General features: G+C 67.5%; 11 protein-coding genes. 5 read left to right on the top strand and 6 right to left on the bottom strand.

All coding sequences use genetic code 11. The features are described from left to right. Positions 1–436: 436 nt before the first annotated feature. The gene (locus tag GLA29479_RS15120; protein ID WP_057973216.1) at positions 437–880 is read left to right on the top strand and encodes a DUF192 domain-containing protein; all 444 of its coding nucleotides are present in this window, start codon (positions 437–439) and stop codon (positions 878–880) included. 153 nt (positions 881–1,033) lie between these two features. Here GLA29479_RS15120 and GLA29479_RS15125 read toward each other — a convergent pair whose 3' ends face one another. Beyond that, positions 1,034–1,225: a rubredoxin gene (locus tag GLA29479_RS15125; RefSeq protein ID WP_031374068.1), complete on the bottom strand. Its 192-nt coding sequence runs from the start codon at positions 1,223–1,225 to the stop codon at positions 1,034–1,036. Between the two features lie 68 nt (positions 1,226–1,293). Between GLA29479_RS15125 and thiE the strand changes: the two genes are divergently transcribed. Both thiE and hemL read left to right on the top strand, forming a co-directional pair. Then, entirely contained in the window at positions 1,294–1,932 is a 639-nt protein-coding gene (gene thiE / locus GLA29479_RS15130; protein ID WP_057919084.1) for a thiamine phosphate synthase, read from the top strand. Continuing rightward, entirely contained in the window at positions 1,925–3,208 is a 1,284-nt protein-coding gene (gene hemL / locus GLA29479_RS15135; RefSeq protein WP_057919085.1) for a glutamate-1-semialdehyde 2,1-aminomutase, read from the top strand. Before thiE ends, hemL begins: the two co-directional genes overlap by 8 nt. Before the next feature lie 157 nt (positions 3,209–3,365). Here hemL and GLA29479_RS15140 read toward each other — a convergent pair whose 3' ends face one another. From GLA29479_RS15140 to GLA29479_RS15150, 3 genes are all read right to left on the bottom strand, one after another. Next, a complete protein-coding gene (locus GLA29479_RS15140; RefSeq protein WP_057972065.1) occupies positions 3,366–5,471 on the bottom strand; it encodes a TonB-dependent siderophore receptor in 2,106 nt (701 codons plus the stop codon). 121 nt (positions 5,472–5,592) lie between these two features. Next, entirely contained in the window at positions 5,593–6,012 is a 420-nt protein-coding gene (locus tag GLA29479_RS15145) for an HIT family protein (RefSeq protein ID WP_057919087.1), read from the bottom strand. A 10-nt stretch (positions 6,013–6,022) separates the two neighbouring features. Beyond that, the gene (locus GLA29479_RS15150; RefSeq protein ID WP_057920194.1) at positions 6,023–7,243 is read right to left on the bottom strand and encodes an acetylornithine/succinyldiaminopimelate transaminase; all 1,221 of its coding nucleotides are present in this window, start codon (positions 7,241–7,243) and stop codon (positions 6,023–6,025) included. A 355-nt stretch (positions 7,244–7,598) separates the two neighbouring features. On the opposite strand from GLA29479_RS15150, the gene GLA29479_RS15160 reads away from it, so the two are divergent. Then, positions 7,599–9,179, top strand: coding sequence for a M20/M25/M40 family metallo-hydrolase (locus GLA29479_RS15160; protein WP_057972067.1), 1,581 nt, complete (start codon positions 7,599–7,601; stop codon positions 9,177–9,179). Between the two features lie 585 nt (positions 9,180–9,764). On the opposite strand, the gene GLA29479_RS15165 is transcribed toward GLA29479_RS15160, so the two are convergent. Then, the gene (locus GLA29479_RS15165; protein WP_057972068.1) at positions 9,765–10,583 is read right to left on the bottom strand and encodes an SDR family oxidoreductase; all 819 of its coding nucleotides are present in this window, start codon (positions 10,581–10,583) and stop codon (positions 9,765–9,767) included. 302 nt (positions 10,584–10,885) lie between these two features. Next, on the bottom strand, positions 10,886–11,545 hold the full coding sequence (locus GLA29479_RS15170; RefSeq protein WP_057919089.1) for a protein kinase family protein: 660 nt from the start codon (positions 11,543–11,545) through the stop codon (positions 10,886–10,888). A gap of 219 nt (positions 11,546–11,764) precedes the next feature. Between GLA29479_RS15170 and GLA29479_RS15175 the strand changes: the two genes are divergently transcribed. After that, positions 11,765–13,780, top strand: a complete 2,016-nt coding sequence (locus tag GLA29479_RS15175) for a bifunctional DedA family/phosphatase PAP2 family protein (protein ID WP_057972069.1) — start codon at positions 11,765–11,767, stop codon at positions 13,778–13,780. The last annotated feature ends 57 nt before the right edge of the window (positions 13,781–13,837 follow it).

Here is a 13,837-nt window from a genome sequence, read left to right on the forward strand (position 1 = left end):
CCCGAGCGAGCCGCACACTATACAGCAGTTTTCGTGAACGTCAACACCTGTCCGCGAAACTTTTTGCTGCTTCCCGACTCGTCGTCCGCTTCGTTTTTCCGAAGCTTCCGTCTCACCGGGCCGCGCATCTTACAGCATGTTTTCGACTCGTCAACACTTATCGAAACCGCCGCTTTCTGCGCCCCGCCAACCTCACAAACCGGTCAGCGGGCCGCGCATCTTACAGCAATGTTTCAGACCGTCAACACCTGTCGAAACCGCTCTTTCTGCGCGTCCCCGCCGTGCGATGCATCTGCTCAGCGGGGCCGCGCATTATGCATACATGAATACGCATTGGGAAGAGGATCACGAAAAGAATTTCACAGCGCTCGCATTGACGCGCGCAGGCCGCTGCGATGATGTTCGTGGGCATTGTCCAAGCGCAGGGATGAGCGCGATGTCGACGCTACGTATAGCGATCGTTGGCCTGAGTCTGCTCGTTTCAGGCTGCGCCGCCGATGCCGGCGATTCCTGGGTGGAACTCGCAGGCCGCCGCTATACGGTGGAAGTGGCCGCCGACGATGAATCCAGGGCGCGCGGGCTGATGTTCCGCGACGAGATGGCCGCCGACCGGGGCATGGTGTTCGTCCACGAGAGGGAACAGCCGCTCGCCTATTGGATGAAGAACACCCGGATCCCGCTCGACATCCTCTACTTCGATGCCCGCAAGCGACTGGTCTCGCAACGCCGCGACGTGCCGCCGTGCTCGGCCGGCGATGCCTGCCCGCCCTATCCGAGCGATGCGCCGGCGAAATACGTGCTTGAGCTCAATGCCGGCCAGGCCGCTCGATTGAACCTGCGCGACGGCGCCAAGCTGCAGTTCGGGCCGGGTATCGAATAAAGACGGGCGGTGGGATCACGCCGGCCTGGGCGGCCCCGCGATGCGGGATGCCTATGTAACGGGCGCCTTCACGCGGGGAAGGACACCCAAGAAGTGACTGAAACCGGCCGGAGCCGGCCATCCGCCGGGACGAAACGCCCGCGCAGCGGCGCCTCAGACTTCCATCATCTCGAAATCGTCCTTGGTCACCCCGCAATCCGGGCAGGTCCAGGTGTCCGGCACGTCGGCCCATCGCGTTCCCGGGGCCAGGCCCTCTTCCGGCAGCCCCTGGGCTTCGTCGTAAATGAAGCCGCACACGACGCACATCCAGGTGCGGTAGGCGGTGGTCGCGGCGATCTCGGACATGGGCGGATAATGCGGGGATTGCGGGACGCGCATTGTCACACCCCGCCCTCCCCGACGGAAGCCGAAGCATGAATTCTCCTTGGCCGCGCCGCGGTCTGTACGCGATCACGCCCGACGAAGCCGACACCGGCCGCTTGTCGGCACGAGTCGAGACCGTGCTGGCGGCCGGCGCCCAGTGGCTGCAATACCGGAACAAATCCGCCGACGCCGCCCTGCGCCGGCAGCAAGCTACGGCCTTGCTGGCGATATGCCGGCGCCATCGCGTGCCGCTGATCGTCAACGACGATTGGCGCCTGGCCGCCGACATCGGCGCCGACGGCGCGCACCTGGGCGAGGACGACGGCCAGCTCGGCACCGCCCGCGCCGCGCTCGGCCCCGCTGCGATCCTCGGTGCTTCGTGCTACGACAAGATCGAACTCGCCCGCAGCGCCGCGGCCCATGGCGCCAGCTATGTCGCCTTCGGCGCCTTCTTCCCCTCGCCGACCAAACCGCATGCGCGACGGGCCTCGCCGCAGTTGCTGACGCAAGCGGCGGCGCTCGGCCTGCCGCGGGTGGCGATCGGCGGCATCACCCCGGACAATGCGCGTTCGCTCGTCGATGCCGGCGCCGATCTGCTGGCGGTCATCAGCGGCGTGTTCGATGCGCCCGACCCGGCCGCCGCCGTGCACGCCTACCTTTCCTGTTTCGAAGAAGCCCCCCATGAATAACACCCGCTCCCACGAGCTGTTCACCCGCGCGTCCGAACTCCTGCCCGGCGGCGTCAATTCGCCGGTGCGCGCCTTCAAGTCGGTCGGCGGCGAACCGTTCTTCGCCGAACGCGCCCAAGGCGCCTATCTCTACGACGTCGACGGCAACCGCTATATCGACTACGTCGGCTCCTGGGGCCCGATGATCGCCGGCCATGCGCATCCGCAGGTGCTGGCCGCGGTCGCCGAGACCATGCGTCACGGCCTCAGCTTCGGCGTACCGAACGCACTCGAGGTGACGATGGCCGAAGCGATCACCCGCATCGTGCCGAGCTGCGAGATGGTGCGCATGGTCAATTCGGGCACCGAAGCGACGCTGTCGGCGATCCGGGTGGCGCGCGGCGCGACCGGGCGCTCGCGCATCGTCAAGTTCGAGGGCTGCTATCACGGCCACGGCGACAGTTTCCTGGTCAAGGCCGGCAGCGGCGCGCTGACCTTGGGCCTGCCGAATTCGCCGGGCGTGCCGTCCGCGCTCGCCGACCTGACCCTGACCCTGCCCTATAACGACTTCGATGCCGCGAGCGCCCTGTTCGACGAAGTCGGCGACGAAATCGCCGGTTTGATCATCGAGCCGATCGTCGGCAACGCCAACTGCATCCTGCCGCGCGACGGCTACCTGCAGCATCTGCGCGAACTGTGCACGAAGTACGGCGCGCTGTTGATCTTCGACGAAGTCATGACCGGCTTCCGCGTCGCCCTTGGCGGCGCGCAGCAGCGCTATGGCATCGTTCCGGACCTGAGCACCTTCGGCAAGATCATCGGCGGCGGCATGCCGGTCGGCGCCTACGGCGGTCGCCGCGACCTGATGAGCCAGGTCGCGCCGAGCGGCCCGATCTACCAGGCCGGCACGCTCAGCGGCAATCCGGTGGCGATGGCCGCGGGCCTGGCGACCCTGGAACTGATCCAGGCGCCGGGCTTCCACGATGCCTTGGAACGCAGCACCCACGCGCTCTGCGATGGCCTGGAAAGCGCGGCGAGAGCCGCTGGAATCGCCTTCCACACCACCCGTGCGCCCGGCATGTTCGGCCTGTATTTCCGCGAAGGCCCGGTCGAAAGCTTCGCCGATGCCCTCGGCTCGGACACCCAGCGTTTCAACCGTTTCTTCCACGGCATGCTCGAGCGCGGCGTGTATCTGGCGCCGTCGGCGTTCGAGGCCGGCTTCGTGTCGAGCGCGCATGGCGAGGCGGAAATCGCCGAGACCATCGAAGCGGCTCGGGCGACGTTCGCTACGCTGTAAGGCGTCCGGGGGGGGCAAGAGCAAATCCCCCCTTACCCCCTCTTTTCAAAGAGAGGATGGCACGGGATGTGGGCGAGTCGCGGTTAGTGCCATTCGCCGCAGCGAACGCGCAAACGAAAGGGCCGGCGACGCGCCGGCCCTTTGTTCTTCATGGCGATCAGAAAGTGAACGTGGCGCTCAGGCCGATATTGCGACGGGCGCCGAACCAGCAGTCGCCTCGGCCCATGCAGATGCTGAAATAGCGCTTGTCGGTCAGGTTGTTGACGTTGAGCGCCCAACGCCATGCGCCGGTCTCGAACGACACCATCGCATCGGCCAGGGTGACCGAGGGCGTGGTCGGCGCGGGCGGGCTGTCGAAGGCGCTCATGTAACGCAGGCCCAAACCGGCGGCGAAACCGTCGCGGCCGCCGACGCTGAAACGCTGCTTACCCCAGACCGCCGCCTGATGGCGCGGTGTGGCTTCGAGCTGCTTGTCGTTGTCGAGATAGTTGTAGTGCGCGGTGATGTCGAAGTTGGAAGTCACCCTGCCGGTAAGTTCGAGCTCGAACCCGCTGACCTTGGTCTTGCCGGCCTGCACGTTGGTGTTGTGGTTGGCCGGATCGGGCACCAAGCGGTTTTCTTCGCGCAGTTCGTAGGTCGCGGCGGTGAAGCTCAGCTCGCGCCCGGCCGGTTCGAACTTGAGGCCGGCTTCGATCTGCTCGCCCTTCTGCGGCTTGTAACGCGCGCCGGTGAGGGCGTTGGTGCCGGCCACCGGGGTGAAGGACTCGCTGTAGCTCAGGTACGGCGACCAGCCGGCCCAGTCGTGGAACATCACCCCCAGGCGCTTGGTGGTGGCGTTGGAGGTCTCGTCGGCGGCGCCGACCAGGCCGTTCTTGGCGCGATCGTGGCGCAGCCCGGCGACGACGATCCAGTGATCGCCGATACGCATCTGGTCCTGCAGATAGGCGCCGACCTGGCGCTGGCTGCTGTTGACCGCCGGGCCGAACGGCGGCGGCGTGTACGGCGTGTAGACCGGGTTGTAGATGTCGATCGGCGGCACCGTGCCGCCGCGCGAGGGCGAGCCGTCGAACAACTGCGCTTCCTCCTGCTTGAACCGCACCGCATCCAGGCCGAGCAGCATCTGGTGTTCGACCGCGCCGGTCTTGAAGCGGCCCTCGACGTGCTGGTCGAGGTTCTGCATCCGCACCCGGTTGTGGGCGAACCAGCCTTCGCGGTTGATGACCCGTTGCCCGGCGTCGATGAAGGGATTCAGCGGCGCGCTGAAGGGATCGCCGTACAGACTGGCGTAGTCGACCTTGTTGCGTGCGGCGCGGAACGACTGGCGGACGGTCCAGTTGTCGTTGAAACGATGCTCGAACAGCCAGCCCGCGCTGGTGCGATCGGTGTCGTAATGATCGCCGGGATTGCCGATGAAACGGTTGGCCGGGACGCGCCCGTTCGGGTTCGGCGCCAGCAAGCCGCTCCAGCCGAAGAACTGCGAAGTCGAACCGGTGCGGTCCTGCTGCCAGCGCAGTTGCAGGGTCAGCGAGGTGTCTTCGCTCGGCTTCCAGGTCAGCGAAGGGGCGATCAGGCGGCGGTCGTCGTCGACGTGATCGACCTGGGTTTCGCTGTCGCGGTAAACACCGACGATGCGATACAGCCAGGTACCGTCGGCGGTCAGCGGCCCGGTGAAATCGGCGTTGACCTGGCGGCGGTCGAAGCTGCCCAGTTGCACGCCGATTTCGCGCTGCGCCTGCGCCTGCGGGCGCTTGCTGACCAGATTGATCACGCCGGCGGTGCTGCCCTGCCCGAACAGCATCGAGGACGGGCCACGCAGCACTTCGATGCGCTCGAGCATGTAGGGATCGGTACGCGCCGAGCTGGTGTAGTAGTTGAAGTTGCTGCGCAAGCCGTCGAGGTATTCCTGCGGCGAGCTGCCGCGGATCAGGGTCCAGTCGCCGCGCGAGTCCAGGCCGTACGCGTCCGAGCGCACGCCGGCGGCGTAGTTCAATGCGTCCTGCACGTTCAAGGCGCCCTGGTCGGTCATGCGCTCGCGGGTGACCACGGTGATCGCCTGCGGGGTCTCCGAGATCGGCGTGTCGGTCTTGGTCGCGGTGCTGGCGTTGCCGGCCTTGTAGCCGATGGACGCGCCCTGGACGACGATGTGGTCGAGCGTCTTGGCCTGGTCGGCGGCGGCATCCGGGCTCTCGGCCAGGGCCGGGAAACTCAGGCAAAAACCAATGGCCAGGGCGAGGGGCGCCGGGACGTGACGGCTGCAGGACATACGGGGGCTCCGGGGTCTAAAGCAAACGAGAATTATTATCGTTTAGTGAAGAACCGTAAAGACCCGGCCCCGGCCGGACTGCCTGCAAAGGCGATACCGACGCGGTTTCGATGGGTAATCGCTAGAGATGGCGGGCGATGCGCTCGGCCAACCGGTCCAGTGCCGCGCGATCGGCCGGCGCCGGCAAACCATCGCGGTACAGGCGCAAGACGCCGTCGTGCTGGCGGCGCGGCTGCACGTGCAGATGCAGGTGCGGCACTTCCTGGCCGCCGGCTTCGCCGTTGGATTGCCACAGATTGAGCCCGGCCGGCCGGACTTGCGCCGCCAAGGCCTTGGCGATGCGCACCGCGATCGCCATCAGATGCCCCGCGGTGGCTTCGTCGAGGGCGTAAATGTCCTCGATGTGCCGGCGCGGTACCACCAGGACGTGGCCTTCGACCGCCTGGCGCAGGTCCATGAAGGCCACCGCGACCTCGTCCTCGTACACCCGGCTCGCCGGCGCGCGGCCGGCGAGGATGGCGCAGAAGATGCAGTCGCTCATCGCGCCCGGATCAACGCCCGAGGAACTGCAGCAGGGCCGCGCGCAGGCGCGCGAGCCCGTCGGCGACATCTTCGTCGCCGATGTTCAAGGCCGGCACGAAGCGCAGCACGTCCGGCCCGGCTTGCAGCACCAACAGGCCGTGCTCGATGCAGCGGTCGAGGATCTCGCCGGCCTTGCCGGCGTGTTCGGGACGCAACTGCGCGCCGATCATCAGGCCGCGCCCGCGCACTTCGGAGAACAAGCCGAGTTCGCTATCGAGCCCGGCGAGGCCGGCGCGGATCGCCTGCGCCTGGCGCTCGACGTTGGCCATCAGCTCAGGCGAATTCAACTCGCGCAGCGCCGCGCCTGCGACCGCCGCGGCCAGCGGATTGCCGCCGAAGGTGGTGCCGTGGGCGCCGAACTGCATCGACTGCGCGGCTTTCGGGCCGACCAGCATGGCGCCGATCGGGAAACCGCTGCCGAGCGCCTTGGCCAGCGTCACCACGTCGGGCACGACCTCGTAGCCGTGGCAGGCGAACAGACGCCCGCTGCGGCCCATGCCGCACTGGATCTCGTCGAGGATCAGCAGCGCTTCGTGGCGATCGCACAAGGCGCGCAGGCCGCTCAGGAACTCTTGCGTGGCCGGCGTCACCCCGCCCTCGCCCTGGACCGGCTCGACCAGCACCGCGCAAACGTCGCCCGCGGCCATCGCCGCTTCGGCCGCGGCCAGATCGTTGAAATCGCTGTAGCGAAAACCCGGCGGCAACGGCTCGAAGCCCTCGTGGTACTTCGGCTGTGCGGTCGCGGTGACCGCGGCCAGGGTGCGGCCGTGGAAGCTGCCGCGGAAACTCAGGATCACCCGGCGCTCGGGCTCGCGGCCCTGCGCGGTCGCCCACTTGCGCGCGAGCTTGATCGCCGCCTCGTTGGCTTCGGCGCCGGAGTTGCACAGGAACACGCGTTCGGCGAAACCGGCCGCGGACACGAGCTGCTCGGCCAAGCGCAGCGGCGGCTCGCTGATGAAGACGTTGCTGGTATGCCAGAGCTTGCCGGCCTGTTCGGTCAGCGCCTGGATCAGCGCCGGATGCGCATGGCCGAGCGCGTTGACCGCGATGCCGGCGCCGAAGTCGACGTACTCGCGTCCGTCCAGGTCCCACACGCGCGAGCCTTTGCCGTGATCGAGCACGATCCGGCGCGGGCGGTAGACGGGCAGGTAATAGCGCTCGGAAAGGGCGTAGAGCGAGGCGGTGTCCATGCGGGCGGCGGTCGCGGTCGAGGAAGAAGAACCGCCATTGTCGCGCATCGTGCCGGCGCACGCAGCGGCGGCGGATGACGCCCCAGGCTGCCCACCCGGGCGGTCGGGCGGCCTCGCGGCTTGCCGACCGACCGGCCGACAACGCGCCGGCGGCCGAGGCCGGGCCCGCCATCGCCGGCGCAGCGGGCCTAATCGGGATCCACGCCGGCGGCATGGCCGGACCCACGGATCGCGGCACCGCGACACCCTCGCGGCACTTCCATCCGGCGCGGTTCGCAACGACCCTGGCCAACGCGCCGGCGCTGCGAAGGCACGACGCCGGACACTCCATGCTCTTCTTCGATGAGGAAACGTCATGAGTTCACGCCGTAGCCGCACCGTCCGTCTGCTTCCCGCCGTGCTCGCCGTGGTCCTGGCCCAGGCCGGCGCCGCGCCGCCGAAAATCGCGATCACCGAAACCGCCGTCTTCGACGCCGCTTCGGTGCCCGCTTTCACCGGCGACTACGCCGATGTCTATGCGCATCTGCAAAAACAGCGTGCGGCCGACCTCGCCCAGTTGCAGCGCTGGGTCAGGCAGCCTTCGATCAGCGCCCAGGACAAGGGCATCGACGCGATGGCCGAACTGCTGCGCGGCGACCTGCAGAAACTCGGCTTCCGCGATACCGCCCTGGTGCCGACCACCGGCCACCCCGGCGTCTACGGTTATTACGATGCCGGCGCCGAACACACGCTCGTGGTCTACATGATGTACGACGTGCAGCCGATCGAACCCACCGGTTGGAAGGTCGACGCCTTCGACGGCGCCCTCGTCGACGACCCCAAGCTCGGCAAGGTATTGATGGCGCGCGGCGCGACCAACCAGAAAGGCCCGCAACGCGCCTTCCTCAATGCGCTCGACGCGGTGATCCAGGTGCGCGGCAAACCGCCGGTCAACCTGATCGTGCTGGCCGAAGGCGAGGAAGAACTGGGCTCGCCGCATTACCCCGAAGTCGTCGCCAAGTACGAAGCGCAACTGCGCAAGGCCGATGGCGTGTTCTTCCCGATGAACACCCAGGACCGCGACGGCGAAGCGTCGATGTTCCTCGGCGTGAAAGGCATCCTGTACCTGGAGCTGGAAGCCAAGGGCAATGCCAAGACCGGCGGCCCGCAGAAGAGCGAGGTGCACGGCTCGCTCGCCGCCAAGCTCGACTCACCGAGCTGGCGCCTGGTGCAGGCCCTGGCCACCCTGACCACGCCCGACGGCGAGATCGCCGTGCCCGGCTATCGCGATGCGATCCGAGCGCCGAACGTCGAGGAACAGCGTCTGTTCAACGGACTGGTCGCCAAGCGCGCCGGCGACACCCAGAAACAACTCGACGCCTTCGCCGCGGCGCGCTGGAAGAACGGCCGCAACGACCGCGACGCCAGCGCGGCCGAACTGTTCGACACCACCCTCAACATCGACGGACTGGTCGCGGGCTACACCGGCGAAGGCGTCAAGACCATCCTGCCGCACCGTGCCGTGGCCAAGGTCGATTCGCGCCTGGTGCCCGACCAGACCCCCGACGAAGCGGTGGCGCTGATCCGCAAACAGCTCGACGCCAAGGGTTTCGACGACATCGAGATCCGCAAGCTTTCCGGCTACCCGCCGGCGCAGACCTCGGTCGAAGCCCCGCTGACGCGCGCCGCGATCGGCACCTACCGCAAACACGGCTTCACCCCGCCCGTCGCCCCGCGCATTGGCGGCAGCGCACCCTACTACGTCTTCACCCAGACCCTGGGCCTGCCGATGATCGCCGGCGGCCTGGGCCACGGCAGCGGCGCCCATGCGCCGAACGAATACATGGTGATCGAACCGCTGAAAGGCTCGAAGATCGCCGGCCTGGTGCAGACCGAACAGTTCTATGTCGATCTGCTGTATTCGTTGGCGGACGCGTTGAAGCAACCGAAACAATGAGCGCGGCGGCTTCGGATGGGAGCCCGAGGCAGCGGTGACCGGAAATTTCTGTTGCCGTTGCCGTTGCCGTTGCCGTTGCCGTAGATATTCTGCTGTTGCTGTGCGCAGCCACGCACTAGCGAAGGCAATCGAAGACCCGGAGGGCGGCCCGCAAGGATGCGGGCCGTTTTTCATCGGGACAGGGATGTCCCGTATGAAAAAACCCCGCGCATGCATCGCTCGTGCGGGCCCTTGACTCAAAGAAAAGCATTTTTCTTTGGTTACCTTTCTTTTGTTGCTTATGACAAAAGAAAGTAACCCGCCGCTTTAGTGGCGAAAGCTCTTAGCGTTTGATCTGGATCTGGATCTGGATCCGGATCCGGATCTTGCTTGAGCGTTGCGCCGCAAAACCGTCGCAGCGCGGTCGCGGCTTGCGCCGCTCCTACCCTCGCGAAAGTTCGCCGCATCGATGGATGGCCCATCTGCCTTGCTGGCTCAACGCGTCCCGTGGTCGCGGCTTGTGACCGAAGGAAATCCAGTAGGACGCCGCTCCCACCCTGGACACTGGCGGAGAACAGCGCACTGCGCCGCCCCCTCAGAACGCCATCAATCGAGAAACAAATCCGGCAGCGGCCGCTTGCTCGCATCCACCGCGTATTCACTGAAGTCGGTCACCCCGGCCTCGCCAAGTACTTCTTCGTCGATCAGGAACCGACCGTAGAAACCCTGCGCCGGGCGCACCAACACCGCATGCGCCGCGTCGGCGACGATGCTCGGCTTGCGGCAACGGTCCATCGGGATGCCCGGGATCAGGTTCAAGGCATCGGTGGCGATGATCGTGCGCGGCCACAGCGCGTTGACGGCGATGCCCTGCGGGCCGAATTCGCCGGCCAGGCCCAGGGTCACGAAGCTCATGCCCATCTTGGCCAAGGTGTAGCCGGTATGCGGTGCCCACCACTTCACGTCCAGGCTCGGCGGCGGCGCCAGGGTCAGGATATGCGGGTTCGCGGCCTGCTGCAGGTAGGGCAGGCAGGCCTGCGCGCACAGGAAGCTGCCGCGCGAGTTCACTTGCTGCATCAGGTCGAAACGCTTCATCGGTGTGTCGAGCGTGCCGCGCAACCAGATCGCGCTGGCATTGTTGATCAAGATGTCGATGCCGCCGAAGGTGTCGACGACCGCGGCGACCGAAGCGTTGACCTCGTCTTCTTCGCGGATATCGCATTTGAGCGCGAGCGCGCGGCCGCCGGCAGCCTCGACTTCGGCGGCGACGCTGTGGATCGTGCCCGGCAGCTTGGGATTGGCGACCGAGGACTTGGCGGCAATGGCGATGTTGGCGCCGTCGCGCGCGGCGCGCAGCGCGATCTCGCGGCCGATGCCGCGCGAGGCGCCGGTGATGAAGATGGTCTTGCCGGACAAGCTGCTCATGGAAGCTCCTGGGGGGCGGACGCCGAGCTCCCGAGCGGAAGCCCTGCGCTGGACAGAGGATGCGACCGATGCGCGGAATGCCAACTCAGCGACGACGCTGCGAGTTCGTGTTCCGCGACGGTGCGGCCGTATCGACGGATCGTAGCGGACCGGGTGCACCATGCGCTTGCGCGGCCTGTGCGTACGGAAGCCGTCCGCGCGCGAGGCCGAGGTCGAGGTCGACACGGCCTCGCCTGATCGCCTCGCGGTTTCAACGAATCCCAAATCCCTGATACTGATTCCCGACTCCCGAATCCCGGCCGTCAGGGCTTCGGCCCCTGCCCCTCGTTGTCTTCCCAATGCAGGATGCGCCGGGTGACGAAGCGGTAGACCGGCTTGCCGGTCGCGAACCACAGTTCGCGCAACCAGGAATGGCGCTTGAGCACGCGCCGTTCGACCGGCGTCAGCGCCTGCGGGCAATAGGTGCGCTTGTGCTTGAGCAGATGGCGCAGGTCTTCGCGCGCGAGCAGGCGCATCCAGCGCGAACGCGGGTCGCCGCGGGTCGCGAGCTGGAAATCGATGATCGCCGGGCGGCCGTCGACCAGCACCAGCCAGTTGGCTTCCTTGGCCAGGTCGTTATGGGCCAGACCGCGCCGATGCAGCCGCTGCAACAGGCGCCGGGCCTGGCGGAAGTAGGCCAGGTCGCCGTGCGGCGGGCGCTGGTACATGGCGGCGCCGTCCAGGTAGCTGCGATCGAGCCGGCGCCCGTCCCAACGCAGCAACTGCGGGGTAGCCTCGAGGCCGTCGACGCGCTGCAGCGCGCGCGCCTCGCGCCGCGCCAGCCACCAGGCCGGCAGACGCAACCACCACGGCACGTGGCCCAGGTCGCGGCGCACGAACAGGCCGTCGCTATCGCGCATCAGGGCGATACGGCCGAAGCTGTCGGCCTTGAGTGCGGCGACTTCGATGACATCACAGGACATGCCGCCAGTGTAGCCGGGCCGGGAATCGGGAATCGGGAATCGGGAATCGGGAATCGGGAATCGGGACAGGCGAATGCATCGGCCGAGGCAGGACAAGCGCTCTACGATTCTCGATTCCCTATTCCCCATTCCCGCCCCCAGGCAGTGCCGTAGGTCATGACCTGTCGTCAAGCGCGGGCAGTCATCCGCGCAACAGACATCGCTGCCTATAATCGGCCGATGGAACCTGCCTGGCTAGAAAGCGCGACCGCATGGATCGCGGCCAATCCGATCGCCGCAGGCATCGTGATCTTCTTGATCGCGTTCTGCGATGCCCTGGTCATCGTCGGCATCGTGGTGCCCGCCCTGCCCCTGTTGTTCGCCGTCGGCACCCTGGTCGGCCTCGGCCACATCAGCGGTCCGTATGCGCTGGTCTGCTCGACCCTCGGCGCCTTCGCCGGCGACGGCCTGAGCTACTGGGTCGGCTACCGCTGGGGGCCGCAATTACGCCAGCGCTGGCCGTTCTCGCGTTATCCGCAATGGCTGGACCGCGGCGAAGGCCTGTTCCGCCGCCACGGCAGCAAGAGCATCGTGATCGCGCGCTTCGTCGGCGCGGTGCGGCCGTTCGTGCCGGCGATCGCCGGCATGTTGAAGATGCCGATGAAGCGCTACGCGATCCCGAGCTTCGGCGCCTGCCTGGTCTGGTCGGCGCTGTTCCTCGCACCCGGCTGGGTGCTCGGCGCCTCCTACGACGCGGTCGCCGCGGTCGCCGATCGCCTTGCGATCGTGCTCGGCGCCTTGCTGGTCGCAGTCGCCCTGGTCTGGGCGACGGTGCTCTACACCTGGCGCTGGTTCGCCTCGCACGCCAACAACCTGCTCGCACGCGCCTTGCGCTGGACCCGCGCGCACCCGCGCCTGGGCCGCTACGCCGCGGCCCTGATCGATCCGAACCGACCGGAATCGGCCTCGCTGGTGATGCTGGCGGTGTGCCTGCTCGGGATCAGCTGGATCTGGTTCACCCTGCTCGCCACCCTACTCGCGAGCGGCGGCCCACTGGCGATCGATCACAGCGTCCACGAGTTCATGTGGACCTTGCGCAATCCGCTCGCCGACCGCTTGATGGCGGGGCTGGCCAGCCTGGGCGATGCCTCCGTGCTCGGCCCGGCCTCGCTCGCAGTATTGATCTACCTGGCCTGGCGCCGGCGCTGGATGGCGGCGGCGCACTGGGTCGGCGCGATCGTGTTCGGCCTCGCCCTGACTTCGTTGCTGGAAGCGGCGATCGACATGCCGCGCCCGCCGACCGCGCCGGCCGGCTTCGGCTTTCCTTCGGTCGCGGTGACGATGACCACGATCGTGTTCGGCTTCTTCGCCGTGCTGATCGCGCGCGAACTGCCGGGCCGGCAACGCGTATGGCCTTATCTGCTGGCCGGCGTGGTCACCACGTTGGTCGGCTTCGCCCGCCTCTACCTGGGCGCGCACTGGCCCAGCGATCTGGTCGGCGGCACCCTGTTCGGCATCGTCTGGCTGTTGCTGCTCGGCATCGCCTATCGCCGCCACGTCGCGCGCTCGTTCTGGATGCGGCCGTTGGCCTGGCTGTTCTATACCGTCTTCGTCGCCGCCGCGTTGTGGCATGCGCCGCGCTCGGCCGACGCCTTGCTGGCGAAGTTCGCCGCCGCCACGCCGACCACCGTGCTCGAAGCCGGGCCGTGGTGGAAGAGCGACTGGGCGACGCTGCCGGCGCAACGCAACGAGAGCGACGTGCGCCAGCGCTGGCCGCTCGACATCCAGATCGCCGGCCCCTTGCCGCCGCTGCGCGCGAGCCTGGAAGCCAACGGTTGGCGCGTGCAGGAACAGGCCAACTGGCTGGCGACGATCGCGCTGCTCGACGACGACGCGCCGCCGCGCGACCAGATCGTGCTGCCGGCGACGCTCGATGCGCAGGCCGAAGCGCTGCTGATGCTGCGCGACGGGCCGAGCCCGGACGTGCAATACGCCCTGCGTCTGTGGCCGGCGCCGGCGGTGCTGTCCGACGGCACGCCGCTGTGGGTCGGCACCACCCAGACCCTGCGCTTGAACAAGCCCTTCAACGCCGCCGCGTTGTGGCTGCCACAGTCCGACGACGGCCGCGCCCATGCCGAAGTACGCAAGGCACTGACCGGCTTCACCATGATCGAGCAGGCGCACCCGAAGAACGGTACGCGCGTGCTGCGTCTGCAATCGCAGTATCGAGTGCCGGGTACCGACCCGGCGCCGTGAGTTTGCCGCGTGATCGGCGCCCGTCTGTGCGCGGCGCCGATCGATCACGCCTGGAAA

This window comes from Lysobacter antibioticus (assembly GCF_001442535.1).
Classification (GTDB): Bacteria; Pseudomonadota; Gammaproteobacteria; order Xanthomonadales; family Xanthomonadaceae; genus Lysobacter; species Lysobacter antibioticus.